The 26,749-nt window shown below is 35.7% G+C and carries 26 protein-coding genes; 14 read left to right on the forward strand and 12 right to left on the reverse strand.

The window, feature by feature from the left end:
* Positions 1-49 precede the first annotated feature (49 nt).
* The gene (locus ABN763_RS02280; protein ID WP_410483788.1) at positions 50-727 is read right to left on the reverse strand and encodes a hypothetical protein; all 678 of its coding nucleotides are present in this window, start codon (positions 725-727) and stop codon (positions 50-52) included.
* Between the two features lie 187 nt (positions 728-914).
* Here ABN763_RS02280 and ABN763_RS02285 point away from each other — a divergent pair, with 187 nt between their 5' ends.
* Positions 915-1,970 carry a DUF3667 domain-containing protein gene (locus ABN763_RS02285; protein WP_410483789.1) on the forward strand — a complete coding sequence of 352 codons (1,056 nt, stop codon included), beginning with the start codon at positions 915-917 and terminating at the stop codon, positions 1,968-1,970.
* A 268-nt stretch (positions 1,971-2,238) separates the two neighbouring features.
* Entirely contained in the window at positions 2,239-3,747 is a 1,509-nt protein-coding gene (locus tag ABN763_RS02290; protein WP_410483790.1) for a TlpA family protein disulfide reductase, read from the forward strand.
* A 56-nt stretch (positions 3,748-3,803) separates the two neighbouring features.
* Here the strand turns inward: ABN763_RS02290 and ABN763_RS02295 are convergent, their stop codons facing one another.
* Positions 3,804-4,571 (reverse strand): MBL fold metallo-hydrolase, encoded by a 768-nt coding sequence (locus ABN763_RS02295; protein WP_410483791.1) that lies wholly within the window; start codon positions 4,569-4,571, stop codon positions 3,804-3,806.
* Between the two features lie 365 nt (positions 4,572-4,936).
* Here ABN763_RS02295 and ABN763_RS02300 point away from each other — a divergent pair, with 365 nt between their 5' ends.
* Positions 4,937-5,857: a chromosome partitioning protein ParA gene (locus ABN763_RS02300; RefSeq protein ID WP_410483792.1), complete on the forward strand. Its 921-nt coding sequence runs from the start codon at positions 4,937-4,939 to the stop codon at positions 5,855-5,857.
* Between the two features lie 84 nt (positions 5,858-5,941).
* Here the strand turns inward: ABN763_RS02300 and fumC are convergent, their stop codons facing one another.
* Entirely contained in the window at positions 5,942-7,342 is a 1,401-nt protein-coding gene (fumC, locus tag ABN763_RS02305; RefSeq protein WP_410483793.1) for a class II fumarate hydratase, read from the reverse strand.
* A gap of 162 nt (positions 7,343-7,504) precedes the next feature.
* Between fumC and ABN763_RS02310 the strand changes: the two genes are divergently transcribed.
* A complete protein-coding gene (locus ABN763_RS02310; protein WP_410483794.1) occupies positions 7,505-7,675 on the forward strand; it encodes a hypothetical protein in 171 nt (56 codons plus the stop codon).
* Between the two features lie 45 nt (positions 7,676-7,720).
* Here ABN763_RS02310 and ABN763_RS02315 read toward each other — a convergent pair whose 3' ends face one another.
* The 5 genes from ABN763_RS02315 to prfB all read right to left on the reverse strand — a co-directional run bounded on the left by ABN763_RS02315 (position 7,721) and on the right by prfB (position 12,845).
* Positions 7,721-10,159 (reverse strand): TonB-dependent receptor domain-containing protein, encoded by a 2,439-nt coding sequence (locus ABN763_RS02315; RefSeq protein WP_410483795.1) that lies wholly within the window; start codon positions 10,157-10,159, stop codon positions 7,721-7,723.
* A gap of 9 nt (positions 10,160-10,168) precedes the next feature.
* Entirely contained in the window at positions 10,169-10,615 is a 447-nt protein-coding gene (locus ABN763_RS02320; RefSeq protein WP_410483796.1) for a hypothetical protein, read from the reverse strand.
* A 93-nt stretch (positions 10,616-10,708) separates the two neighbouring features.
* On the reverse strand, positions 10,709-11,050 hold the full coding sequence (gene arsC, locus ABN763_RS02325) for an arsenate reductase (glutaredoxin) (protein ID WP_410483797.1): 342 nt from the start codon (positions 11,048-11,050) through the stop codon (positions 10,709-10,711).
* Between the two features lie 3 nt (positions 11,051-11,053).
* Positions 11,054-11,674, reverse strand: coding sequence for an HAD family hydrolase (locus ABN763_RS02330; RefSeq protein WP_410483798.1), 621 nt, complete (start codon positions 11,672-11,674; stop codon positions 11,054-11,056).
* A gap of 72 nt (positions 11,675-11,746) precedes the next feature.
* Positions 11,747-12,845 (reverse strand): peptide chain release factor 2 gene (gene prfB / locus ABN763_RS02335; RefSeq protein WP_410483799.1). Its coding sequence is split into 2 segments (ribosomal slippage): positions 11,747-12,781 and positions 12,783-12,845, totalling 1,098 coding nucleotides; the frame shifts between segments, so codons are not numbered across the junction.
* A gap of 90 nt (positions 12,846-12,935) precedes the next feature.
* Between prfB and ABN763_RS02340 the strand changes: the two genes are divergently transcribed.
* Positions 12,936-15,341 (forward strand): zinc-dependent metalloprotease, encoded by a 2,406-nt coding sequence (locus tag ABN763_RS02340; RefSeq protein ID WP_410483800.1) that lies wholly within the window; start codon positions 12,936-12,938, stop codon positions 15,339-15,341.
* Positions 15,342-15,412: 71 nt separating this feature from the next.
* A complete protein-coding gene (locus ABN763_RS02345; RefSeq protein ID WP_410484169.1) occupies positions 15,413-16,408 on the forward strand; it encodes a threonine aldolase family protein in 996 nt (331 codons plus the stop codon).
* 32 nt (positions 16,409-16,440) lie between these two features.
* Here ABN763_RS02345 and ABN763_RS02350 read toward each other — a convergent pair whose 3' ends face one another.
* Positions 16,441-16,764, reverse strand: coding sequence for a YegP family protein (locus ABN763_RS02350; RefSeq protein ID WP_410483801.1), 324 nt, complete (start codon positions 16,762-16,764; stop codon positions 16,441-16,443).
* A gap of 225 nt (positions 16,765-16,989) precedes the next feature.
* On the opposite strand from ABN763_RS02350, the gene ABN763_RS02355 reads away from it, so the two are divergent.
* Complete coding sequence (locus ABN763_RS02355) at positions 16,990-18,666, forward strand: OmpA family protein (RefSeq protein WP_410483802.1); 1,677 nt, start codon at positions 16,990-16,992, stop codon at positions 18,664-18,666.
* Positions 18,667-18,718: 52 nt separating this feature from the next.
* On the opposite strand, the gene ABN763_RS02360 is transcribed toward ABN763_RS02355, so the two are convergent.
* Positions 18,719-19,051 carry an ArsR/SmtB family transcription factor gene (locus ABN763_RS02360; RefSeq protein ID WP_410483803.1) on the reverse strand — a complete coding sequence of 111 codons (333 nt, stop codon included), beginning with the start codon at positions 19,049-19,051 and terminating at the stop codon, positions 18,719-18,721.
* Complete coding sequence (locus ABN763_RS02365) at positions 19,041-19,466, reverse strand: SRPBCC family protein (RefSeq protein ID WP_410483804.1); 426 nt, start codon at positions 19,464-19,466, stop codon at positions 19,041-19,043. The genes ABN763_RS02360 and ABN763_RS02365 overlap by 11 nt, the downstream gene beginning before the upstream one ends.
* 450 nt (positions 19,467-19,916) lie before the next feature.
* Between ABN763_RS02365 and ABN763_RS02370 the strand changes: the two genes are divergently transcribed.
* The 5 genes from ABN763_RS02370 (at position 19,917) to ABN763_RS02390 (ending at position 24,044) form a co-directional block, all read left to right on the forward strand.
* Positions 19,917-20,444, forward strand: coding sequence for an RNA polymerase sigma factor (locus ABN763_RS02370; protein WP_410483805.1), 528 nt, complete (start codon positions 19,917-19,919; stop codon positions 20,442-20,444).
* A gap of 3 nt (positions 20,445-20,447) precedes the next feature.
* Complete coding sequence (locus ABN763_RS02375) at positions 20,448-21,227, forward strand: HEAT repeat domain-containing protein (RefSeq protein WP_410483806.1); 780 nt, start codon at positions 20,448-20,450, stop codon at positions 21,225-21,227.
* Positions 21,228-21,296: 69 nt separating this feature from the next.
* Positions 21,297-22,166: a DUF4097 family beta strand repeat-containing protein gene (locus ABN763_RS02380; protein ID WP_410483807.1), complete on the forward strand. Its 870-nt coding sequence runs from the start codon at positions 21,297-21,299 to the stop codon at positions 22,164-22,166.
* A 10-nt stretch (positions 22,167-22,176) separates the two neighbouring features.
* Positions 22,177-22,983 (forward strand): DUF4097 family beta strand repeat-containing protein, encoded by an 807-nt coding sequence (locus ABN763_RS02385; RefSeq protein ID WP_410483808.1) that lies wholly within the window; start codon positions 22,177-22,179, stop codon positions 22,981-22,983.
* 134 nt (positions 22,984-23,117) lie between these two features.
* A complete protein-coding gene (locus ABN763_RS02390; protein WP_410483809.1) occupies positions 23,118-24,044 on the forward strand; it encodes a hydroxypyruvate isomerase family protein in 927 nt (308 codons plus the stop codon).
* Here the strand turns inward: ABN763_RS02390 and ABN763_RS02395 are convergent.
* Positions 24,037-24,657 (reverse strand): TMEM175 family protein, encoded by a 621-nt coding sequence (locus ABN763_RS02395; protein WP_410483810.1) that lies wholly within the window; start codon positions 24,655-24,657, stop codon positions 24,037-24,039. The genes ABN763_RS02390 and ABN763_RS02395 overlap by 8 nt on opposite strands.
* A 193-nt stretch (positions 24,658-24,850) precedes the next feature.
* Between ABN763_RS02395 and ABN763_RS02400 the strand changes: the two genes are divergently transcribed.
* Together ABN763_RS02400 and ABN763_RS02405 are read left to right on the forward strand one after the other, a co-directional pair.
* Positions 24,851-25,345, forward strand: coding sequence for a hypothetical protein (locus tag ABN763_RS02400; protein WP_410483811.1), 495 nt, complete (start codon positions 24,851-24,853; stop codon positions 25,343-25,345).
* Positions 25,346-25,426: 81 nt separating this feature from the next.
* Positions 25,427-26,737 (forward strand): MGH1-like glycoside hydrolase domain-containing protein, encoded by a 1,311-nt coding sequence (locus ABN763_RS02405; RefSeq protein WP_410483812.1) that lies wholly within the window; start codon positions 25,427-25,429, stop codon positions 26,735-26,737.
* Positions 26,738-26,749 lie beyond the last annotated feature (12 nt).

The following is a 26,749-nucleotide window of genomic DNA, read 5'->3' on the forward strand; positions in this document are numbered from 1 at the left end:
TTCTACATTGCTATTAGAAAGGGCTTACCAAAATCAAACTAAGTTCTTTTTAATCATCGTCATCATCATAATCATCATCGTGATCATGTGAGCGGTATCGTCTTCTTTTGTTCTTATATCGTCTTCGATCTTCATCGTAATAGTCGTCATCAAAGTCGAATCGATCATGGTCAAAATGGTTCGCTGTACATCCAGTAGCTCCGCATATTCCGCATCCAACATTATAGTCATTGACAAATCCTGATAATCTATTCGTGTATCCCCAATTGTTATAATGTAACTGTAGTCCGCCTACACGATGCAATCTGCCGCGATTATAACTAATGTGAACGCGACCAATTCTTCGCACTTTTCCTCTTCTATTGTAATCTATATAAATACCACCAACAGTTCTCAACCGTCCATAGTGGTCGTAAGAAACTCTTAAGCCGTTTCTAAAACGATTACCACGATTTCTATAGTTAAAGTTAAATCCTGGAGCAGAAATAGATGCTCCATAATATGTGCCTCTTCTAACACGAAGTCGGCTTCTTCGCGGATTGTAGTCAAAGGTTCCGTTAGGATATACAAAAAATACTACCCCACGCTCTACAAACCGAATAGGTTGTACATGACGATAGCGTTTTGTAATTCCGTTAAGTCCCTCATTTACGATTGTTGTTTCTGCCGCAATTGCTGTTGTAATTGACAATAACATCGCAACTAAAAAGAATGCTGTCTTTTTCATAATACTAGGTTTTGAATTACGCCTACTCATTTAGCTTTTCGGCTTACGCTATTTGTTGTATAAGTTTCAAAGGCCATGCCAAAAATTATTTTAATTTATATGTATCTGATAAATAGATAGTTACAATTTGTTGTTTTGCGTTAGGTTGAAATCGTTCATTTTGTATATTTATGCAAACAACTAACCCGTGAGCCAAGACTTTTGTAAAAACTGCGAAAGTGCCTTAAAAGAAGAATACGAATACTGTCCTAATTGCGGTCAGAAAACAGCGGACGATCTTACCGTAAAAGTATTATTCAGCAACACCGTTGCGAATTACTTTTCCGTTGACGCTCGTTTTTTTAAAAGTTTTGTTCCCTTGGTATTTAAACCTGGCGTTTTAGCCAGGCGATTTGTTAACGGAAAGCGTCTCTTATATTTACATCCCGCGCAGTTTTATTTATTTATTTCAGTGGTATTTTTCTTTGTTTTTTCATTTGAACAACGAAAACAGCAACAAAGCTTTGATGATGCAATAGAGAGGGGTTTGAATCAAGAAATTAAACTAGATAGTATTCCGAGTGAAAAATTAGACTCCATACAGGTTCAAAACATTATGTTGCCTTTAAAGCAGAATCAAAAGTATTCCGGAATGACCGATGAAGAGATTCAGGAAATAGATTCAATTATTAAGAATGCTGATAAAAATGAGCTTTCTAATTTAGAACTTGGTTTTAATCAGAAAAAGGTAGATTCGTTAATTGCAGCTGGAGTTCCAGATCAAAAGATTCTTGAAGAAATAGGAATGTCTCCTGATGAAAGTGGATTTAGTAAAAAGCTATATCAGCAACTTTTAAAAATTTATAAACGTAAGGGTAGGGGTACCTTAGAAACTTTTTATAGTACCATACCTATTGCAATGTTCTTTTTATTACCAATATTCGCCTTCTTATTAAAATTAATGTATTGGCGAAGAGCACGCTACGCGCATCATATGGTATTTTCCTTTTACTATTTTACACTAGTATTTTTATTATGGGCGTTTTTTCTGGCTGTCAATATGATGTTTAAAATGGACGGCTGGTGGTGGACACTACTGTATTTTACGTTAATAATTCATCTTTTTATATCCATGAAAAATTTCTATCAGCAGGGGTATTTTAAGACTTTTATTAAATACATCTTTTTAGGGTTCACTTTTACCATGATAATTTTACCTGTAGCATTTAGTGTTTTACTGCTGACTACTTTTTTACTGTATTGATCTTTGCAATAACTATAAAAACACGGATCGCGTAATGAATTACTATAAATCCTGATATTAATGTTCGTATACGATTGATTTAATGGTCCATGTAGTATTTACATTAAAAATGTGGGCTGGATCCCCGGTTATAGTGTTGCTGATGCACAATGGGCTTATCAAAATGACCATGATGTAACTAGCTATTTTTGTGCGAGTTGCTAGTAATTATTAAGTTTAATCAGGCACGGTATGGATCATTTCCATACCGTGTTACTAAAAAAAATGTATGAAAAATATAATAAGGATATCAATGATTTTGATGATTCTTTTATTGGCCTGTAAAGAAAGTGTTGTTAAAAAGAAACAGAGTACTACAGAAAAACAAGCTACTATATCTAAAGAAGTTAGAAATGAAGTAGTCTTCATACTTAAAGACACTATAGATCAATTGCAATTGAGTATTATTTCTGAGAAAAATCAAATGAAACAAGATTTAATTTCAATTGGTACGAAATACAGTAATGATACACTAATAATACCAACAGACAGTGTGGTAAAATTGTTAACTGGCTACAAACACTTGTTTGCAGCCAAAGCAGTTTTTAAAAAAGGTGATTCCGTGAATATATTTTTGAAAGACACGAGATTCGATGGTGAAAATTTCTTATATCCGTATTTTCAAATTACTAATGGAAGAAGCAATCCTTATGAAACCAATTTCGATTTTTTTGTAAACAAACAAACTCCTACTTTTTCAACTTTTCGTGTTTACAGTATTTTTTCCCGTATTCGAGAGAAAGAAAAGCTATTTACCATCAATGATGTTTATGAGAATACACTCAGAATGAATGATAGCTTGTTTAAGAGCAACCTAGTATCAGAAAAATTTTACAATTTTAAAATTGCAGAATCCAAAGCTTTTAAGGCATTCTATGCCGTGAAATATAAAACTCCAAATTGGGAGCAAACGTTGTATGAAAAGTACAATTTCGAGCTTAGCGATTTTAACCCAGAGAATGTTAGTCCTTTGACATTAGAAAACTATGCATATTACAGTTATTTGAAACACCTCCTTATCAATTCTAATTTTCAGAAAAAAGTGAATCGCATTTCAAGTAAAGAAATTGTAGAACATGTATTAAACCGAGATTCCATACTAACCTTAGATGAGAAAACCTTCTTTTTAAATTCATTATTAAAAGAGGTTTATGCGTCGGATAAAAGCAATTTTTCAGAACTACTTGTTTTATTAAAGAAGAGTGGTTTTGATAATGGGGTAGTATTATCAAAAAGGTTTCAAGATATTATCACTTATGAAAAAAGGTCGTTGGATAATTTCGCAAAATTTAAAAAAGACGCTGGTAAACTACTTTCATCTAAATATAGTATATCAAGTAATTTTCAAGATATCTTAGCTAAGCATAAAGGTAATTTGATTGTGGTTGATTTTTGGGCTAGTTGGTGTGCACCTTGTAGGAAGCAAATGCCAGCACTTCGAAACATTAAGAAAGAATACAAAGATTTAAACTTTTCTGTAATTTCTATTTCGATTGATGAAAACCCAAGATCCTGGGAAAAAGCTGCTAAACAAGAAAAGTTGTGGGATAATGACGATAACTATTTCCTTTTAGATTTTAAGAATTCTGTATTAAAAAAGAAGCTCCAAATAAATACAATTCCCAGATATTTAATTTATGATAAAAAAGGAAAACTAGTAAATGCTGATGCACCTAGCCCGGATAATGAGGAGCTAAAAATAGTTTTAGAAAAGCTACTTAAAAAAAAATCATTGTAAGCAGATCTTTGTAAAGTAAGTATTTGAAAACCACTATTAATTACAATGAAACCATATCACTGCCCAGGGTAAAAATTACGTTGCCTTACCTTGATATTCTTGTTAGAACTTTGTACCATAATTCTAAACTTCTTTAAGTCACTATAACTTTTATCCTTATTTCTATAATGATACGGGTAAACAATGTTAGGTTTAAAATCAATCACGGCACTAGCTGCTTGTTCCTCTGTCATTGTCCAAGGCATGTTCATGGTCATAAAGGCAATATCAATGCTATCAAGATTTCGCATTTCAGGGATATCTTCGGTATCACCACTTACGTATATTTTCTTGTTAGCAAAACCAAGAACATAACCGTTGCCCCGACCTTTGGTGTGAAAAGCATTTTTTTCTTCAGGAAAATTGTACATGGGTATGGCTTTTATATCGACCCCAAACAGATTAAAATCTTCTCCATTTTTTAAGGTTACCAGATTCTGCTTGTATTTTTCAGGGAGCTTCTTGCTAACTACAGGTGGTACCACGAAGGTTGTTTCTTTAGTGTCAAGACTATTAATGGTTTTAAGGTTGAAATGATCACCGTGAATATCGGTGATAATAATTACGTCTGGCTTTTTATAGTTTTCAAATAAAACTTCTTCGGCACTGGGGTCTATTAAAATTGTGGTTCCGTTCCAAACAAAAGCAACTGTTCCGTGCCAAATGGGCTGTATGGCTATCTTTCCGTTGTTGGTTTCAATACTGTCAACGCGGCTAAGCTTTACTTTCTGTGCATGGCTAAACAGGGCACCAAAAAGCAATATTATGGTAAATATTTGTCTCATAGTTCTAGGTTAAAGTCGGTTAAATATAAATAAAACGATGAATTGAAATTCCATTTAAGGCAATTATTTAAAGTAATGGTAACATTTTTTTTAACAAAATAACACGGCGGCATTCACCTTTCAAAAGCATTGATTTACAGGTAGTTTCGGATTTTATACCTAATCCATTATTCCTTTTTTTTTCGCTAAGGATTTTTTTGTTAAAATCTGAACTGTTATTATCAGCGTATATAAAAGTGTTCAGTAAAAGAGCAATATTAAAATTAGATTGTTGCCTTGATGAACATTATAAAGTTATTAGTACTAATTTTACAAACCAACTGGAAGACCAAACACAATTAGAAACACTTAATTAATTTAAGATCATGGAACAGAAGACAGGAAAAACACCCGTAAAATCAAACGCATCTGATTCGGGTAATAACAATGGATTAAAAGCAATTATCGGAGTTTTAGGTATCCTTTTTATAGGTGCTGCAATTTGGGGTTACACACTATTTAGCGAGAAAAAGCAAGTAGAAGCTACACTTACTGAAGAGAAGCAAATGGTGATTCAAGAGCTTGATGATATGGTAGCAAAGTACGATATTGCTATTAACGATAACAACATCGTCAACAAGGATTTAGAAGATGCAAGAACAAGAATTTCTACATTAATAGATTCTGTTAAAACAATGAAAGCTGACGTAGCTTCATTAAGATGGTACCGAAGAGAGCTTTCTAAGCTAAAGAAAGAAAGAGATCAATTATTTGCTGAAAACGATTCTTTACGTGTAATGACTAACGTTTTAACAGCTGAAGTTGATAGTACTAGAACTCGTTTACAAGAGCAAACACAGTATAATGACTCTTTATTAGTTCAAAATTCTGAACTAGCAATGGTTGTTGAAAAAGGTGCTTCTTTAAAAGCTGCACGATTAACAGCCAATGGTATTAAAGTACGTAACTCTGGTAAAACAAGAGTAATGGAAAGAGCAAGTGGTGTAGACAAAATTAAAGTTTGTTTCACCGTACCTGAAAACACTATTGCTCAAGCCGGTGACAGAGAACTATATGTTCAGGTTATTGATCCTAAGAACAATACTTTAGGTGAAAATGCTCAGGTTTCTTTTGAGAACGACCTTACACTTAACTATAGTTTAATCTCAAAATTCTACTATGACAATAAGAACTTAGACGTATGTGAGTTCGTTTCAGGTGGAGAAGAATTTGCTAAAGGACGTTATGTGGTAAATGTTTTTGACGGTTCAAAATTACTAACAACATCATCGTTTAGCTTGAAATAGAAAGAATAAGTATTAATGATATAAAAAAGCCGGTAGTCCATATAGTACTGCCGGCTTTTTATTTGTAATTATTTTGGGTTATAACTAACTTTTCAAAGAACCAACCATATCTTCTGGTTTTACCCATTCGTCAAACTCTTCGGCTGTTAAATAACCAAGATTAACTGCTTCTTCCTTTAATGTAGTTCCGTTTTTATGCGCTGTATTTGCAATTTCTGCAGCTTTATAATAGCCTATTTTAGTGTTTAATGCGGTGACTAACATTAACGAGTTATTTAGGAGTTCTTTAATTACCTCGTGATTCGGTTCAATTCCTTGAGCACAGTGTTCATCAAATGAAGTACAAGCATCACCAATTAGTTGAGCAGACTGTAATATGTTGGCAGCCATCATTGGCTTAAACACATTCAACTCATAATGACCTTGTGTACCACCTACACTCACAGCAACATCGTTGCCAATAACTTGTGCACAAACCATGGTTAGTGCCTCACACTGTGTTGGGTTTACCTTGCCAGGCATAATTGAGCTTCCTGGTTCGTTAGCTGGAATAATAATTTCTCCAATACCGCTTCGAGGGCCAGAGGCCATCATTCTAATATCGTTCGCTATTTTGTTTAAAGAAACGGCTAACTGTTTTAATGCACCATGAGATTCGACAATGGCATCGTGTGCTGCTAAAGCCTCAAATTTATTATGTGCGGTTTTGAAAGGAAGCTCTGTAAACTTTGCAATAAATTCTGATACACGCTTCGCATATCCTTGTGGTGTATTAATTCCAGTACCTACTGCAGTTCCACCTAGAGCTAATTCTGATAAATGTTCAAGGGTGTTGTTAAGTGCTGTGAGGCCATGATTCAATTGTGATACATAACCTGAAAATTCTTGACCTAGGGTCAATGGAGTTGCATCCATTAAATGAGTGCGGCCTATTTTGACCACAGTCTTAAACTCTTCAGACTTCTTTTGTAATGTATCTCGTAATTTAGTAACTCCCGGAATAGTGGTTTCAACAATTTTCTTATACGCCGCGATATGCATCCCAGTTGGGAACGTATCATTCGATGATTGTGATTTATTTACATCATCATTTGGTTGAATGGTTTTTTCTCCTTCACCTATTGTATTACCTGCAATTTCGTGCGCTCTATTAGCAATAACTTCATTGACGTTCATATTAGATTGAGTACCAGATCCCGTTTGCCAAATTACTAGTGGAAACTGATCGTCATGTTTCCCTTCTAATATTTCATCACAAACTTGAGCGATCAGATCCCGTTTTTCAATGGGTAATACACCAAGCTCACAGTTAGTATATGCCGCCGCTTTCTTTAAATAAGCAAAGCCATAAACTACTTCCAGAGGCATTGATGCCGGACTTCCTATTTTAAAATTGTTCCTCGATCGTTCAGTTTGTGCACCCCAATATTTGTTAGCAGGTACTTTAACTTCACCCATTGTATCCTTTTCAATACGATATTCCATGCTGTTTTTAAGTTGATTTAAGCTTTTGCAAAGTTATGCCAAATCAACTACAAATCGAGATAAAATTACTTGTTGATTAACTGTTGAAAAATTGCCTTGTTTTCATTGATTGTAATACTTTAACTACTATCTTTGCGTGGATTCAAAAATTATCCGGAAATTATGTTTGAATTTGATCAATATCTTGGCTTTTTAGCATTTCTTACGATACTAACCATTGGTTTTTGGCTAATGATTTTTTTAGTATCCTTTGTTCCTTATTGGTTAGGTGGTGCGATCATCGAGCTTATTCAGGAAAAGCGTGAAGAACGAAAAGCCAAAAGAGAAGCATAAAAAAAGAGCCAATTGGCTCTTTTTTTAATTGTATAGTTTCTTTTTCTAAGATCCTTCAAACTCAAAATCATCACCGCCACCGGGCCTTCCATTTCTAGAACGCTTTTTCTTCTGATTAAATCTATAGGTAAACGCTAAATTAAAGGTGCGTTCCCTCCATTGAAATTCTGATTCAGTAAATGAAATGGGAGTAAATGATTCTGATCTTCTTTTCCGACTATTAAACAGATCACTTACATTAAAAGCAATAGATCCTTTTTCTTTAAAAACATCTTTACTAAAGGCCATGCTTGTTGTGAAAATACCTTTTGATTTTGATTGAGCCGTTTCTGATGGACCTCGGTAAAATATATTTGTCTGCCAATCCACCTTACCAGGTAAGGTATACTTATTATTTAAACGAATAAACCAACTTAAGTTTTCAGCACTAAAATCAATTCCATTAAATTCTCCATCCGTAATTACCTGAAATACATTAAAGTTGGTATTAAGGCGCCATTTGCGGTTCGGATTGTAGGTAAGGTTGAATTCAAATCCGTAACGGTCGCTGCTTGACAAATTAACTGGCGTACGTCTAAGCACTGGAGTTTCTTGTCCATTTAAAAATATTGTCTCTCCAGTGTCTTCGGTGATGAATTGAAAAACCCCTGTACTACGTTGATAAAAAATAGAACTGTTTAAAGTTACTTTCCCAAACCTATTCAAGTATCCAAAATCGACAGCATCCGTAAACACAGGATCGATATCTGGATTACCTTGGAATAAATTAGTTGCACTGTTTCTTGCTGGAAATGGATTAATAAATCGAGATCGTGGACGTCTAATTCTGCGATTGTATCCAAGAGTAATACTTTGTTTTTCAGTAAACTCATACGATAAATTTACCGTAGGAAACCAGCTAGTGTAGGTTTTTCTGTCAAAGTCATTGCTAGCAAATTGCTGTATTGTGATTCGACTATCTTCCATACGAAGGCCTAATAGATACGAGAATTTCTTAATTTTTTCTCCGTACTGACTGTACAAAGCATTCACATATTCGCGATAATTAAGCTGATTGTCGAGAAGCTCATTATCTGTAGTTGGGTCAAAACCACTATTTACATTAAAAAAGTCAACATTATAATCAGTTAGTAAATCAATAAAATTCCCGCGATATCCAAATTCTAGCTGTTGCTTTTCATTTAAGGGTAATACATAATCTAACTGCAATAAAATACGATCTTGGGCCTCATCGGTTGTAACACTTTCTGAAGGGATGTCATCTAACGTAATCAAGGCATCCTCAATCTCGTCGCTGGTTTCGTATTGAAACTCAAAAGACAATTCATGCCCTGCTTTTTCAAATTTCTTATCAAACAAAAAAGAATATTGTACGGTTTTATCCGCTTCTTCCTCAGGAGTAAAACGTGTACTATTAATTTGCGTACCGTTTGATGCCGTTTGAAGCAAGGAATTGGTCGAGTTATTCTCATTATCACTGTCTCTGATAACTATTGAACCCGTAATTGATGTTTGGTCATTTATATACCATTCTGCGCCAAAGCTACCATTAAAACCCTGTCTAATTCTGTCAAATTCACGCTGCTCTTTTAAAAAACTTTCTCCATCCCCACGGTCAAAAAAGCGCGTATCATTTAGCGAATTACCTTGTGTTGTACGATAATTATAACCAGAAGTGGTGAAGAAATTAAAATCACCAACTCTATAGTTTAAGTTTCCGGAAATCCCATAGCTCTCAGGGTATCCAATGTTCGTAGTAATCGCACCATTTAAGCCCTGTAATTTACTTCTTCTCAAAATGATGTTGATGATACCAGCGGTACCTTCGGCATCATATCGCGCCGATGGTGAGGTAATCACCTCTACTTTTTCTATAGATTCTGCAGGTAGTTGTCTAAGTGCTTCGGTTGAATTTAACCCTACAAGTCCTGAAGGTTTGCCATTAATTAATATTCGTACATCGTCATTTCCTCTCAGTGCTACATTCCCCTCAACATCGACAGATACTGATGGTACATTGTCTAAAACATCAGTAACTGTTCCACCTCTTACTGTAAGATCTTTACCAACATTATATATTTTTTTATCCAAACGAATTTCGACGGTAGTCTTTTCGGCAATTACCTCAACTTCTTCTAATTGTTGTGCATCAATTTTAAGGGATATTGTTCCTAAATCAAGTGGGCCCCTGATTCTTTGATTTTTTAAGATAACCGGAGAAAACGATATATACTCGACCTTAATTGTATAGATTCCGAAAGATGCATCCACAGAAAAATTTCCATTTAAGTCGGTGATGCCCCCTGTAATTTTTTCAGGGGATTTTTCATTCTGAAGTGTTATGGTTGCATACTCAAGCGGGGTGTTGGTGTCGGCATCGATTACTTTTCCAGTAACTTTTGTAACGCCTCCAGCTGAGGGTCGTTGAGAGAATACCGTTGATACTATTGATAGTAAAACAACGGCGAGTATGCTTTTTTTCATTTAAAACAATTAACCTTTTTTCTTACGCTTCTTTTTCTTCTTTTTTTCGCGCTTTGCTTTACTGCTGCCCTTAGTGCGAAGGTCTCTTAAAGTTGTTATCTGTTCATCTGATAGCAAATTCTTTAGTCCACCTTCAAACTTTTCGGTTTCATTATCGATCATGGCTTTCTTTTCCTCAATCGATTCACCTCCGCTAATGATTTCCTGCCTTTTTTTAGCGAATGAAATCAATTCAGTACGTAACAATGCTTTTTGAAATGCATCGATTTCCAATAGCTTTTCATTCTTATCAAGAAACTCATCGATACTTTCTTCAAGTGTCAGTTTCTTTTGCTCGGTGGCCGGTGCCTGTATTTGTTGACTAGGCAAAGAGCGTTGACGTCGATTATTATAAAACTGAGCACTAATCGATTGAATTCCGAAAATGAAAACAAAAATTAAAACTAAAAATCTCATGATTTCTTGAATTAGATCGCTAAATTATATCAAGGTTTAATCAGCGTTGGTTAAAGTATTGTTAAATGAAATAGTGTTATTGTTAGACAAAATTTAAATCAAGTTGTCAATGTTTTCTGTAGGTCGGGCAATGATTGCTTTATCCTTTTTCACAACTATAGGTCTTTCCATGAGTTTTGGATACTGTATCATTGCTTCAATAATCTGGGTGTCAGAAAGTGTCCTACCTTTAAACGTTTCTTTCCATGTTGCCTCGTTTTTTCTTATTAACGATATAGGTTTTATATTCAATTTGGTTAATAAATCTTCTAATTCATTCTTAGATAGGGGATGATCTAAGTATTTTATGACTTCAAAATCAAGATTTTTATTTTCCAAATATGCAAGGGCCTGGCGCGATTTAGTGCAACGCGGGTTGTGATATACCGTTATCATAATTTATATGACTTTTATTTTGTGACTACTAAGCTGATTTTTAAGTGTATTCGCATTTTTAAAATGCAATCCATGAATACCTAATTGATTGGCTGCTTCAATATTTCTTGCGTTGTCGTCAATAAATATCGATTCATTGGCAACCAAATCAAATCTATTTAGCGTGATGTCATAAATTTCTTTAAATGGCTTTCTCGTTTTTTCGGTACCAGATACCACAATGCCCTCAAACCACTGTAAAAAATCAAACCGTTCTAAAGCTACGGGAAATGTTTCAGCACTCCAATTGGTTAGTGCTACTACTTTTAGTGCGGTATTATTAATCAGTTGTCTTAGAATATCGACGGTCGGATCAATTTGTTCTCCTAACATTTCTTCCCACCGGCCATAATACATGCGAATGAGTTCTTCGTGCTCGGGAAATAGTGCTACCCGTTCTTCGGTAGCCTTGGCAAGCGGATATCCAGCATCTTGATTTTCATTCCAATCCATAGTGCAAATGTTATCAAAAAACCATTTCATTTTGGTACGGTCTCCCTTGAAAACATCCAGATACACATATTCAGGATTCCAATCGATTAATACTCCCCCTAAATCGAAGATGACGTTTTTTATTTCATTCATAATATTAGTTGATAGTGGTCCGTTATTTAGTTAAGTAAAAACTATGGGGTGACTCTCATCTTTCTAAACCCGTTATTCATCAGCGACTTGTCCCATTGCCATCAAATATGATTTGAGAAATGCGTCTATATCACCATTCATTACTGCATCGACATTACCAGTTTCTTGATTGGTCCGAACGTCTTTAACCAATTTATAAGGATGCATTACATAATTACGAATTTGAGATCCCCATTCAATTTTCATTTTAGCATCCTCAATATCTTGTCTAGCTTCCATTTTTTTACGCAACTCAATCTCGTACAATTGTGATTTCAGCATTTGCATAGCAGTGGCGCGATTATCATGTTGTGATCTGGATTCTGAACAAGAAATTTGTATTCCGGTGGGTTTATGCGTTAGTTGAACCTTTGTTTCGACCTTATTTACATTCTGTCCGCCGGCACCACTTGAGCGGGCTGTAGTTATTTCAATGTCGGCAGGATTAATGGCTATTTCGATGGAATCATCAACAAGCGGATACACATATACTGATGCAAATGAAGTATGTCTTTTTGCATTACTATCGAAAGGGGAAATACGCACCAATCGATGCACTCCATTTTCGCCTTTTAACCAACCAAATGCAAAGTCACCACTTATTTCTAATGTTACGGTTTTAATACCAGCGACATCCCCATCTTGCAAATTCAGCTCTTTAATATTGTATTTTCGTTTTTCAGCCCACATAATATACATGCGCATCAACATACTTGCCCAGTCGCAACTCTCCGTACCACCTGCTCCTGCAGTAATTTGCAGTACAGCACTCATGTTATCGCCTTCATCGGAAAGCATGTTGCGAAATTCTAAGTCTTCTATAAAATCGACCGTTTTTTGGTAGTTAGTGGTAACCTCTTGCTCACTCGCTTCGCCTTCTTTGTAAAATTCAAATAAAACTTCCAATTCATCCACTAAGTTTTTAGCTTCCTTATAGTCGTTCACCCATTTTTTTAACCCACGTAAGTGCTGCATTACTAGTTCGGCCTTTTGTGAGTCGTTCCAGAAATTAGGATCGAAGGTTTTTTCCTCCTCGTTAGCTATTTCTATATTTTTCGAATCGATGTCAAAGATACCTCCTTAACGCACCAAGGCGTTCTTGAAGATCCTTTATCTGATCGGTAGTTACCATATTCGTTTGTTATTTGAGCAAAAATAGCTTTTCGTACTTTGTGGTAAAATTTTTTTACGGAAATTTATACATTGATAATCCACCAAAAAAATGAAAAAAATTCTTTTCATCGCTGCTCTTTGCAGCCTGTTTGCATCAAATGCGCAGTTTCTTGCTTCAAAGAAAAACTTAAAAACGTTTAACGGCTATTTTACTTTTCACTATGATGAAGCCGAAGACAGGATCTATTTAGAAGTAGATAAATTGGACAAGGAGTTTCTTCACGTACCTTCATTAAGTAGTGGTCTGGGAAATAATGATATAGGTTTAGATAGGGGACAGCTGGGAAATGAAGCTGTTGTATATTTTAAAAAAGCCGGAAATAAACTGCTTTTGGTTCAACCCAACTTGGACTATCGTGCAAATTCAGACAATGTTTTAGAAAGAAAATCGGTAGAGCAGGCTTTTGCGAAGTCAGTATTATTTGGTTTTCCTATTAAAGAAACCAAGGGAACTACCTATGTTGTCGATTTGACCCCATTCTTAATACAAGACACGCATGGTGTTACCCAACGATTAAAAGGAAGAAAACAAGGCAACTATAAGCTAGATAAAAGCAAATCTGCAGTTGAATTGACTAGAACAAAAGCTTTTCCTGAAAACGTCGAGTTTGATTTGATGCTTACCTTTACCGGTCAGGCTACCGGAGGTTTGGTAAGATCAGTGACCCCTAATTCTGGTTTTGTTACCGTAAATCAACATCACTCTTTTGTAAAACTTCCTGATGATAATTACAAACCAAGGGAGTACGATCCACGTAGTGGTTCTTTTTCAATTTCATATATGGATTATGCTACCCCGGTACAAGAATCAATTACAAAACGCTTTATTACCAGGCACCGATTAGAAAAGAAAAACCCGACAGCAGCAGTTAGTGAAGCTAAAGAGCCTATTATTTATTACCTAGATAATGGCACTCCAGAGCCGGTAAGGTCAGCTTTGTTAGATGGTGGGCGATGGTGGAACCAAGCCTTTGAAGCTGCTGGTTACAAAAATGCATTTCAATTAAAAATACTCCCGGATGATGCTGACCCAATGGATGTGCGTTATAATGTAATACAATGGGTACATCGTAGTACACGTGGTTGGAGCTACGGTGCAAGTGTGATTGATCCTAGAACGGGCGAAATTATCAAAGGTCACGTAAGTCTGGGGAGCCTTAGAATAAGACAAGACTTTATGATTGCGCAGGCTTTAATGAATAAACCTTTTGCTGCTAATGATAGCAATTATCGCCCCATGTTAGAGGTTGCTTTGGCTAGAATACGTCAATTGTCAGCACATGAAATTGGACATACACTAGGATTTGCTCATAATTTTGCGGCAAGTACTAACGACAGAGCTTCCGTAATGGATTATCCGCATCCTTATTTTGAATTGAAAGGAAATGAGTTGAGTTTTGACAAAGTTTACGATAATAAAATTGGAGATTGGGACAAAATTACTGTTGCTTATTCCTACACCGAGTTCGATAAGAACGCTGATGAGAAAAAAGCCCTGAATGCCATACTGACTAATGCTGCTACTAAAGGGCATCGATATATTTCCGACAGCGACGCCAGACCGGTTGGTGGGGCACATGCATTAGCTCATCTTTGGGATAATGGTAAGAGTGCTGCGGACGAATTAGGTCGTATTTTAACTGTTAGAGAAAATGCTATTGCTAATTTTTCAAAAGATAATATTAAAACCAACGAACCTTATTCTGTATTAGAAGATGTCTTTGTACCACTCTATTTTTTACATCGTTATCAAACTGATGCCACTAGTAAAGTGATTGGCGGTCTTGACTATAATTATGCTGTTAAGGGCGACGGTCAACTAATTACCAAAGTGGTTTCAAAAAAGGAACAGAAACAAGCTTTAAGTAGTGTGCTACAAACATTATCAGCTAAAAATTTAATGATTCCAGAAGATAAATTAGCCCTGTTTCCTCCGAGAGCAATGGGTTATTGGCGCTCAAGAGAATCATTTAAAGGAAAGACAGGAGTGGCGTTTGATGCTATTAGCGTGGCATCTACAGCGAGTGATTTTACACTTACATTTTTATTAAATCCTGAACGAGCCTCTCGATTGGTTCAACAATCCGCACTGGATACCGACCAGCTTTCTTTAGATATGATGATAACCGCATTATTAGATAATACCGTTAAATCGAAGCTAAAGAAAGGCTATGAAGGCCAAGTGCAACGTGCTGTTAATTATAATGTTTTAAAACATTTAATGAATCTATCAGTTTCTGGAAAGGCATATCATGAAGTGAGTGCAGTAGTGAACCTTGAATTAATGAGACTAACAAATTGGCTTAAAAAGCAAGAGCCAATAGCTCATTATGTAGAACTTGATTCAAGAATCAATAAATTCATTGAAGAACCTGAGAAATTCAAGGTGCTGCCTAGTCCTAAAATCCCTGATGGGTCACCGATAGGAAGTATTCAGTGTTATAATGGAATGTAGTAATGACAAACTGATAATTATTGAAAACAATTAATTTAATAAGTGATACGGTCACCAAACCGACGCCGGGCATGCTCAATGCAATGATGCAAGCTAAAGTGGGTGATGATGTTTTTAAAGAAGATCCAACAGTAAACGCGCTTGAAGAAAAAATGGCCGCGCTTTTTAATATGGAAGCTGCATTATATTTCCCATCGGGTACGATGGCCAATCAAACAGGAATTAAGCTACATACCAATCCCGGTGATCAACTTATTTGTGACAAGTATGCACATGTTTATAATTATGAGGGCGGAGGCGTTTCCTTTAATAGCGGTGTTTCCTGTAAACTTATCGACGGTAATCGGGGAATGATGACAGCGGAACAAGTAAAATCTTCTATTAATCCGCCAGATTTTTATCACAGTCCACTTACCAAATTGGTTTGTATCGAAAATACCACAAATAAAGGTGGTGGAGCCTGCTGGGATTTTGGTGAATTAGAAAAAATTAAAACAGTATGCCAGGAACATGAATTGAGTTATCACTTAGATGGTGCCCGTTTATGGAATGCCTTAGTTGCGAAAAATGAATCACCAGAGCAATATGGTAAATTATTCGATACTATTTCGGTTTGTTTGTCAAAAGGTCTAGGCTGTCCAGTAGGATCGGTTTTATTGGGTTCTAAAAAACATATCAGTCAAGCTATTCGGATACGAAAGATTTTTGGTGGAGGAATGCGCCAGGCAGGCTATTTGGCAGCTGCCGGTATTTATGCATTAGATAATCACCTTTCGCGAATGCATGAAGATCACCAAAAAGCCAAAGAAATAGAATCACTACTATTAAGTTTGTCTTTTGTGAAGAAAGTAGAACCTGTAGAAACTAATATTCTCATTTTTCAATTGGCAGATGGTGTTGATGAAAACCTATTTTTACAGCAACTAGAAGAAAACAACGTTAGAATTATTGGAATGGGACAAGGGAAGCTTCGTATCGTTACCCATTTAGATTATGATAACGAATTGCACGATAAATTTCTAAATACACTAAAAGGCATTACCATAAAAAAAGCATCTTCTTTTTAAGGAAGATGCTTTTGCCTTAAATTTTCGGTAAGCTATTTTTCTTTAGTATCTGCTCCCGGAGCATTTTTCTTTACGGAAGCAATACCGTTTTCCATACCAGCTTCTGAAGTATACATCTCACTACTGCCAATAATTTGGCCATTTGCCGCCTTTAAGTTGAAGTGAAACTGACCATTTTTTGCAGTTTTTCTTTCAAATTTACTATCATCAGCCGCGTTTGTTTTAACTGACTCGATGCCATTCTTGGCACCTGAAATATCGCTATATCCTTGACTTGACAAAATTACTTGTCCGTTTTTCGCTTTTAAGTTAAAGTAGTGTTTTTGGTTTTTCTCGCTTTGGAATAATTCAAACATTTTTTTTCGGTTTTGTTATTACTTCTTTAAAATTACTAAAAAGCTGTGGATACTTACAAATTAAATTTTGTTGACAACAATAGTGTGTTGTTTGTCGTCATTTAAGCTCTTTTCGTCGAAAGTAGTAAATAAAACCCTTTATCTTAAACAAATGTTAAATACTCAATTTAAATTTGTATCTTTAAAATGTAAATAACTTATTATTAACTAATTACAAGAGCCAAAATGAAAAAATTATTAGTGCTATTCTTTGGATTGTGCCTAGCTGGCACAGGTTTCTCCCAAGATTTACCAACCAATCCTGAACCCGGTAAATGTTATGTGCGTTGTGTTACGCCCGATGTGTGGCGAAATGAAACCGTAACTATTACCACATCACCAGCTTATAAAAAGTTAAGAGTGGTGCCGGCAAAATATGAAACAGTGACTGAAAGTGTTGTTACTGCTGACCCAAGTGCTCGTTTAGTTCCTGTTGCTGCAAAAATGCGTACCGAAAAAATTGAGGTCGTTACAAGCGAAGCATCTAAGCGATTAGTTCTTGTACCCGGTACTACAAGAACAGAAACTGAAGAAGTTGTCGTCCAAGCTGCAAGTCAGCGATTGGAAATTGTTCCAGCAGTCTATGAAAACCAGACTTTTGAGGTTGTAGTACAACCGGCAAGTGAAAAAGTTGAGATTGTTCCTGCAAAGTATGAAACTCAAGAGTATGAGGTGGTCGTTAAAGAAGCAAGTCAACGTATTGAAATTATTCCTGCTGAATATCGAAATGAAACCATAACGTATCAGAAGAAAGAAACTGGTAGTACCTTAAAAGTAATACCAGCTTCTCTAACAAGAGATTCTGAAGTTGTAGAGACACGTCCTGCAACAGCTAAATGGGAAATGGGGGATGTAGCTCCTGATTGTGCCTCTAGTGATCCTAATGATTGTCGTACATGGTGTTATAAAAACGTCCCTGCTCAGTTTGAAACAGTAGCAACTATGGTACTAGCTAACAATGCTTCAACTAACAAGATTGAGGGTGATTGTGGTCCAGGTACAAGTAACCCTGATTGCTTGGGTACTTACACTAAAAAAGTATTGGTAAAACCGGCTTCAACACGTGTTATCGATATTCCTGCGGTAACTAAAATGGTAAAAAAGACGGTTATGGTTACTCCGCCTACGACTAAGGTAACAACTATTCCGGCGGTTACTAAAACGATGACAAGAAAAGTAATGGTAACTCCACCGACTACACGTGTAATTGAGATTCCAGCGGTAACCAAGACTGTAAAGAAAACTATAATAGTGCCTGCAACTACTGAAGAGCGAGTGATTCCAGAAAAAACAACTACAATGGATAAGATTGTAATGGCGAAGCCACCCACAGCAACAGAGGTGCCTATATCCGGAAAATCAGGAACTATAAAAATGACAAAACTAGTAAGCGATGCTCAGGTAATTGAAGAGGAAATACCTGCTAAAACTACCACAGTTACTAAGGAAATTCTGGATAAAAAAGGTGGACTTACGGTTTGGAGAGAAATTGAGTGTAAGCTTGTAGAATACAGCCCGCTTCCAATTAACTGGAACTTAGGAAGTGCTACTTTAACTTCAGGAGCTAAAAAGATCATTGATGAGCGTCTACTGCCCCTAATTAAGCAAAATGAAGGTGCGTCTGTTGAGATCGCTTCACATACGGATTCTCGAGGTGGCAAAGCAGCAAATCAAGCTTTATCAGAAAGAAGAGCACAAGCTGTTGTAAACTATTTAATTGCTAAGGGGATTAACAATAGTAGATTGGTAGCAAATGGTTATGGTGAAAATAAATTACTAAACCGTTGTTCTGATGGCGTATCATGTACTGAAAGAGAACATGCAGATAACCGCCGCACTGAATTTAGATTCATTAGTCAATAAAAACAAACTGACAACTCATGAAAAAGGCGCCAATTGGCGCCTTTTTTAATGACTACTTGTGATCTTTTTGATCTAAGTATTTGCTTAAATCGTTTAATGCACCACTCCAGAACTTTTCGTAAAACTGTAACCATTTATGTACAGTCTCCAACGGTTTTGCGTTGGCATTACAAAAGCGTTCTCGACCCTGAGTTGATATTTGAACAAGGCCTGCCTCTTCCAGTGTCTTTAGATGCTTTGTAACACCTTGTCTACTTATTTCGAATTGAGCCGAAACTTCATTTATTGATAAGGCGGTAGCGGCTACCACTAATGCATGAAATATTTCACGTCGCGTAGGGTCCGCAATAGCCTTCAATATTTTGGTGATCTTTTTACTTTGCATTGATAGCCGTGCTTAAGTATTCGGTGAGACCATTAAGGCAGTTATCCCAACCGTTGTTAAAACTGTTAAACATTTCTATTGCGGTGGCCGATTCATATGACGAAATACCTGAATGTTCTAGAGTGAGTTTGGTTTTTCCGTTTATATCTTCCAATTTCCAAGTGACCAATGTTTCAACCGGGTTTTCTACAACGATCCAGGTATACACTAAAGTGTATGGACTTGCTTGTTTGATTTCTCCTGTAATAGGAGAGCAGTTTTCTCCGGTGGAGTTAAAGGTGTAATTGTAACCTACATCAGGTTTAAAATCGGTTTTTAAAAACCAGGAAGAAATTTCTTCCGCATTGGTAATGGCGGACCAGATAACGTCAATTGGGTGGTCAATAATCTGTTGTTTAATTAAAGAATCTTTCATGTCAAAAATGTTTTAAATGCAACTATATGGTTGCAAATATAGGACATTATTTTTAATAAGCAACTTTTTGGTTGCATAAAATTAGAACAATATAAAAACACAAGGAGAGAGGTATCTAAGAATTCCCTATATCTTCTATTGTGGATTTAATGGCATCTTTTTTACCCTTTTTCTTTCCAAAAAAATAACCGATAAGGAAGAAGATTAGCGGTCCGATTATAAAGAAGAGAATAATTAATAAAACTTGCCAGGGTCCAATTGCAGTTTGCATAATATCTATTGTTTCATTAAATGACTAGCTCAAAGGAAGCCCTTGGAGTATCTTCATTTTTAAATAAATTTAAAAAAAAGTTTGAGGCAGGTGTAACGTTTTATCTTTAACAAAGTACTTCTGTTGAAACTAACACCAAAAAGTATCCATTTTTGAATAATATAACTGACAATAGTCTTATGCTACAAGTAAAATCAGGGCAACTAGATAAGCTTGGTTTACTGTACGAAAGACATAAGCATAAGTTATTTGGCTTCTTTTTTAAAATGAATGCCGATAGACAGTTAAGCGAAGATCTGGTGCAAACGGTGTTTGAGCGTATTTTAAAATATCGGGAAAGTTTTTCTGACAAAGCCCACTTTGTAGCATGGATTCATAGAATGGCAATCAATGTCAACAATGATTTTTACCGAAAACACTCAAAAATGAGAACTGACTCCGGTGTCGACTTATTATCAAATAAAGAAAGTAATGATCAAAATGTGGATACCAAGATCGGCTTAAATGAACAGCAACGACAGTTACGTAAGGCAATGAACATGCTTAGTAAAGACAAAAAGGAGTTACTAGTGTTAAGTAAATATCAAGGATTAAAATGCAGTCAAATTGGTGAGATGAAGAATATGAGTGAGGTTGCAGTGAGGGTGAATATTCATCGCGCTTTAAAAGAATTAAAAACGGCTTTTTTTAAATTAGAAAACGAATAGGATATGATTAGTGAAGAGCAAAAATCGATGTTATTGGCCTATTTAATGGGAGAGTTGGATAAAAACCAACAGGAAGAAATAGCGCAGCAAATTAAATCAAATAATGCGTTATCAAATGAATATGAAGCGCTAATATCTATTTGGGAAACAACAGATAATTGGAAAGATGAAATTCCGTCGGAAGAGATGGATAATCGTTTTTTTGCTATGCTAGATAATGCAGTCGAACAGCATAAACCGAAGACAAGCTTTATCTACCAAATAGAATCTTTTTTAAACACATTATTTACCAAACAATTGATGTATCGACTGGCATTTATGGTAGTTGGTGTAGGTATTGGGTTTTGGTTTACAACTAACAATGCTCAATCGCAATCGTCTGAGCTTACAACAGTAAGACAAGACTTAGTACTTACATTGTTAGAACAGCCAGCAGCAAATAAACGTTTACAGGCAGTTAGTGAAGTTAGTAGGTTTAAAGAGGTAGATGAAAAGTTGGCAAAAGCGCTACTCAAAACCCTCAATAATGATATGAATGATAATGTAAGGATTGCTGCTGTAGAATCTTTAGTGCAGTTTGCCGATAATCCATTAGTAAGAGAGGGCCTGATTGCTTCAATTGCTCACCAAACATCACCGCTAGTTCAAATCTCACTTGCAAACACTATGGTGCTATTGCAGGAAAAAAATGCAAAAGGACCATTACAGCAATTATTAGAGAAAGAGGAAACTAACGAAGCCGTTAAGGACCGAATAGAAAAGTCTATAAAGCAAATTATATAAAAATAGGTAGCTACTATTAAGATGATCATCAATCCAAAATCGAAGTAAAATCAATTAAAAAATCAAAAAATGAACAGTTTTAAAAAAATCATGCTTGTCTTATCAGTAGGAGTATTGATACCGATAAATGCACAAAAGCAGGAGGAAACCTTCAAAAAAGAAGTTAGTATTGATAATAGTCCGAGTGAATATGAGTTGATAGCCAAGAATATTAATGGTCCGATTACGGTAATCGGCTATGAAGGCAACTCGGTTCAAGTCACTGTTAAAAAGATAATCAAAGCCGACGATCAAGAAGATGTTGACAAAGGTATGGAAGAATTGACCTATAAACTGGAGAAAGAAGCCAACCGTATTGTACTATATCCTGATGCACCTTATATTCAGTATAAAGAGGATAAAAAATGGGGCTTGCAAATGAATAGGTGTAATAATGATGGGCCTGATTATGATTTTTATGCAGAATACACGATTAGAATGCCCCGAAAAATGAAGTTGAGTGTCAGTACGATTAATCGAGGAGATATTGAAGTAAGCAATATTCAGACATCTACATTGGATGTAAATAACATCAATGGCGCCATTACTTTAAACAAAGTTTCCGGTCAATCGACCATTAGGACTATTAACGGAAATATTGATGTTGTTTATGTAAAAAACCCTGGTGAAAAATCAAGTTACAGCACTATTAACGGTAAGATCACATTACACTGTTTAGACAACCTTGGGGCTGATGTTAGTTTTGAAAGTATGCATGGTGATTTCTACACAGATTTTGATGTAACCGAAGTAGTTTCTAACACAACGAAATCGACAAAATCCGGTAAAAGAAATGTCGCCTACGTTATAAAGACCAAACCAGTTATGAAAATAGGAAATGGCGGTACAGTATATGACTTTAAGACGCTAAATGGAGATGTATACATTAAAAGAATTTAAAAAGAAGAATATGAAAAATGTAAAAAAATATATGTTAGCATGCCTGGTATTGCTTGCTACCAACATGGGTTTCTCACAGAGTTTAAATGAACAATTGGTAGTTCCCTTAAGCAGCCCTAACGAACCTGGCCTGCTAGAAGTGGGGTTGATTAAAGGATCAATTACCGTTAAAGGGTATGATGGCGATACCGTAATTATTAATTCAGAATCAACAGAGAAGAAAGTTTCTAAGAAAAAAGCGAATGGAATGACCAAGATCTCTGGCGGTTCGGTGGATTTGAGAGCGGAAGAGCGAAATAATAAGGTTTCAATTCATTCAAATTCCTATAAAAACGCCATTGACTTGGTAATTCAAGTACCTAAAAACTTTTCCTTAAAATTGAGTTGCATTAATAAAGGTAGATTGTTGGTTGAAGATGTGAATGGAGAAATGGAAGTAAGTAACATTAATGGTAGTATTGATATGCTTAATGTAAGTGGAAGCGTAGTAGCTAACTCAACTAACGGCCATATAAAGGTTGTTTTTAATAAAGTTTCGGCAAACACTAATATGGCATTTAGCAGCTTTAATAAAAATGTGGATATTACATTGCCAGCTTCAATTAAAGCTAGTATTAAGGCTAAAACCGATGGAGGTGATATCTATACTGATTTTGACATGGAAATAGACTCAAGAAAACCTATTGTGGAAAAAGGGGATAATGGAGGTAACTACAAAGTTAAAATTGAGCAATGGACCTACGGGAAAATCAATGGTGGCGGTCCTGAAATTTTAATGAAATCATTCAATGGTGATCTATACATTCGAAAGAAATAAGTAGCCCTTTGTGGGAAAAGCGATAACCCTGACGGATTGAATCGGTCGGGGTTTTTTATTGCCGATGTTAATAAATGTAAATAGTACATTTTAAATTCTATTTATGTAATTTTAGGACCATAAATTCACCAGTAATGAAACGTCGCAATTTTATCACATCGGCAAGTCTAGGTATTGCAGGGTTTTCCTTAGGGAATGCAACGTCCCTTGGTAATAAATCATTTAACTCAAAGGAGAAACATCGATTTAATTTAAACTATGCACCCCATTTGGGTATGTTTAAAAATTTGGCAGGTGCAGATCCTATAGATCAGCTAAATTTCATGGCAGATCAGGGTTTTACCGCTTTTGAAGATAATGAAATGAGAAATCGTCCCATTCAGCTTCAGAAGAAAATGGCAAAAGTGATGGAAAAAAATAATATGACCATGGGGGTTTTTGTTGCACACTCTATATATTGGAAAGAACCAAATTTGGCAAGTGGTAATAAAAAATGGCGAGCTGAGTTTCTGAGCGAAATAAAAACATCTGTAGAAGTTGCAAAACGAGTAAATGCCAAATGGATGACTGTTGTACCTGGACATGTAGATCTTCATTTAAACAAGTCGTATCAAACAGCACATGTAATAGAAACTTTAAGGCAGGCTTCGGCTATTTTAGAACCACATGGTTTAGTCATGGTGTTAGAACCTTTAAACTTTAGAGGGCATCCGGGAATGTTTTTAGCAGAAAGCCCACACGCATATGAAATTTGCAAAGCAGTTAATTCTCCTTCGTGTAAGATACTGTTTGATATTTATCATCAACAAATTCAAGAAGGTAATTTAATCCCAAACATTGAAGCCTGCTGGAATGAGATCGCTTATTTTCAAATAGGAGATAATCCAGGTAGAAATGAACCCACATCTGGGGAGATCAACTACAAAAATGTCTTTAAATTTATTCATTCAAAAGGTTTTCGTGGGGTTTTAGGGATGGAACACGGTAATTCTAAACAGGGAAAAGACGGAGAAGAGGCGGTTATCAATGCTTATAAAATAACAGATAATTTTGTTAGCTGATCCTTGCTAATTTTTTGCGATAGATTCTGTTGATTATAAATCCAGAAACGAAAATCATTGAAAAAACGATAATCGCTGCTGTCCATGAAATAAAAGCTGCTCCGATAGCAAGACTCCAAATAATCGGCCCACTAATCGATCGCCATTTTTGCCAATTAAGTTTGAGTGTATCCTCTTGTGTTTTTTTTGGGTTGTTCCGTATCACATATTTAATAATTAGCCACATAGTGAACCCAATAGCAATAAGGTTCAAACAATAAAAAACAAATGGACCTGTCTCATGAACAAAAACAACAAAAAATGAGGTGGAAAAGGGCAAAAGCACCACAAATAACATTAAATAAATATTCAACCATAGCAAACGCTCACTAAAATTGTCAACAAAGCGCATCGTCTTTAAATGAGCAATCCAATATAGTGCTATAACCATAAAACTAACAAAGAAACCTATGAAATTGGGAATTAGCCATTGCAAGGTCTTCAATGTTCCGAATTGCTTATGAGTTTCATATCCCGGTACCGCTATCTCCAAAACTAGTAGCGTCATGGCAATTGAAAATACGGCATCACTAAAGTTAATAATTCGGCTTTTTTCAAAAGTTTCTTTATACATATGGTTATGTTATGTTTCAAATATATGGTTTTAAAACATTTAGTAACAATCCGACGAAGGATGATGTTGTGCAGGTTTCGAGATGACAATTCAAATAAAGTTATTTTGAAATCGTTATAATTTTATAACCTGAGTCGTTTAATAATCTGCTTTTGCTATGAGTTTTTATGTTATACCTTAATATTTGATTTTTATGAAAAAAATGATTTTGGTTGTATTGGGTTTGTTGATTTTTACTGCCTGTAACGAAAAAGAAAAGACCGATGCAATTGTGATGGGTGAAGACGAAATGTTGGAAAGTCCAACAGGTGAAGCATCTGTAATCGCAGTTTCAACTATACAAAATGATGCAGGAGTAAGTTTTACTGTTTCCCTGAGAAGCCCGGATACAGGTTGCGGCCAATATGCTGACTGGTGGGAGGTGATTACCGAAGATGGTGAATTATTGAATAGAAGAATATTGGCTCACAGCCATGTTAACGAACAACCTTTTGCCAGATCTGGTAGTGTATTTCCACTAGAAGAGAGCCTTACTGTAATTATTCGTGGCCATATGAACAACTCCGGTTATGGCACTGCGGTTTTTAAAGGATCTATCAACGCTGGCTTTGACAAGACTACTATTGATAAAGATTTTGCTAAGGAATTAGCCAACCAGCAACCTTTACCAAATAATTGTGCCTTTTAGTCAATTTTACATTTAAAATAACTGATCACCCTTCATTTAGATATTTTCAATATCTTTTAACTTTAGTTTGAAATTATCTAAATGAAAGATAAACTACTAGCGGAGGCACAAAAGGTGCTAAATGCAAATTTCCAAAAAGAAGGATTCACCATACCAAGCAAAAAATTATACCCATTTCAATGGAAATGGGATTCCGGTTTTATAGCAATAGGCTACGCGCACTATGATATGGATAAAGCCGAAAGCGAAATTACTACATTATTAGATGCACAATGGGCTAATGGTTTTATTCCTCATATTGTTTTTCATACCGATACAGACACGTACTTTCCCGGTGCTGACTTTCATCAATCAGCGTTACACCCAATGTCTTCAAAAAAATATCGATCGACTGGGCTTGTACAGCCTCCTGTTTTAGGTTTTGTTTTAGAAGAGCTATATGAAATATCTAAAAACAAAAAAGCGACACTCCAATATATAAGATCGCAAATTGATAAGGTTTATGATAACCATCAGTATTTTTATCAAAATAGAGACCCTCTAAATGAGGGCTTGGTCTATATTTATCATAATTGGGAATCTGGCACTGATAATTCGCCTATTTGGGACGGGATTTTTGAGAACTTGGATTCTCCTGAGTATGATTTCGAGCGCAGAGATACCTCCCATGTAAATCCTGAACAGCGACCTACCAAACGAGAATATGACCATTATCTTCATATCATAGATATTGCCAAGAAATATAAGTATGATGATCAAAAAATAGCTGCCCATTCACCTTTTTTAGTACAGGATCCCTTATTTAATGCCATGCTAATCAAATCGAATGAAGCATTAATTATGTTGTATGGACTATTGGGTGGTGATAATATTAAAATTAAACAATTGGAGAAATGGCAAGAAAAAGCCGTTTTTCAAATGAATAAAAAGTTATTTGATGAAGACTTAAATGCCTACGTTTACTACGATTTAAGGAATAAAAAACACATCAGATTAATATCTTCTTCTTCATTCACCCCATTATTCGCGGGGATACCTTCAAAAAAGGATGCTGAGAACTTGGTAAATACCTTGGTTTCTAGATTTGGAGGTGAAGACCGTTATTTATGTGCTTCTTTTGACCCTACAAGTACTCATTTCAGACCTAAGAAATATTGGCGCGGCCCTGTTTGGATAAATTTAAATTGGATTCTATTTAGAGGCTTAAAACGATATGAATTTAAAGACCTCGCAAGGCGAGTAAAAGAAGATTCGGTACAACTTGTTAGTAAAAATGGTTACTATGAGTATTTCGATTGTAGAAAAGAGGTTTTAGATTCTGGAAATGGGGCATATGGCGGCAACAACTTTTCATGGAGTGCGGCTTTGTTGATTGACATGCTAAACGAATGATCAAATTATACA

The sequence above is a fragment of the Spongiivirga sp. MCCC 1A20706 genome, from assembly GCF_046524175.1.
GTDB lineage: Bacteria > Bacteroidota > Bacteroidia > Flavobacteriales > Flavobacteriaceae > Spongiivirga.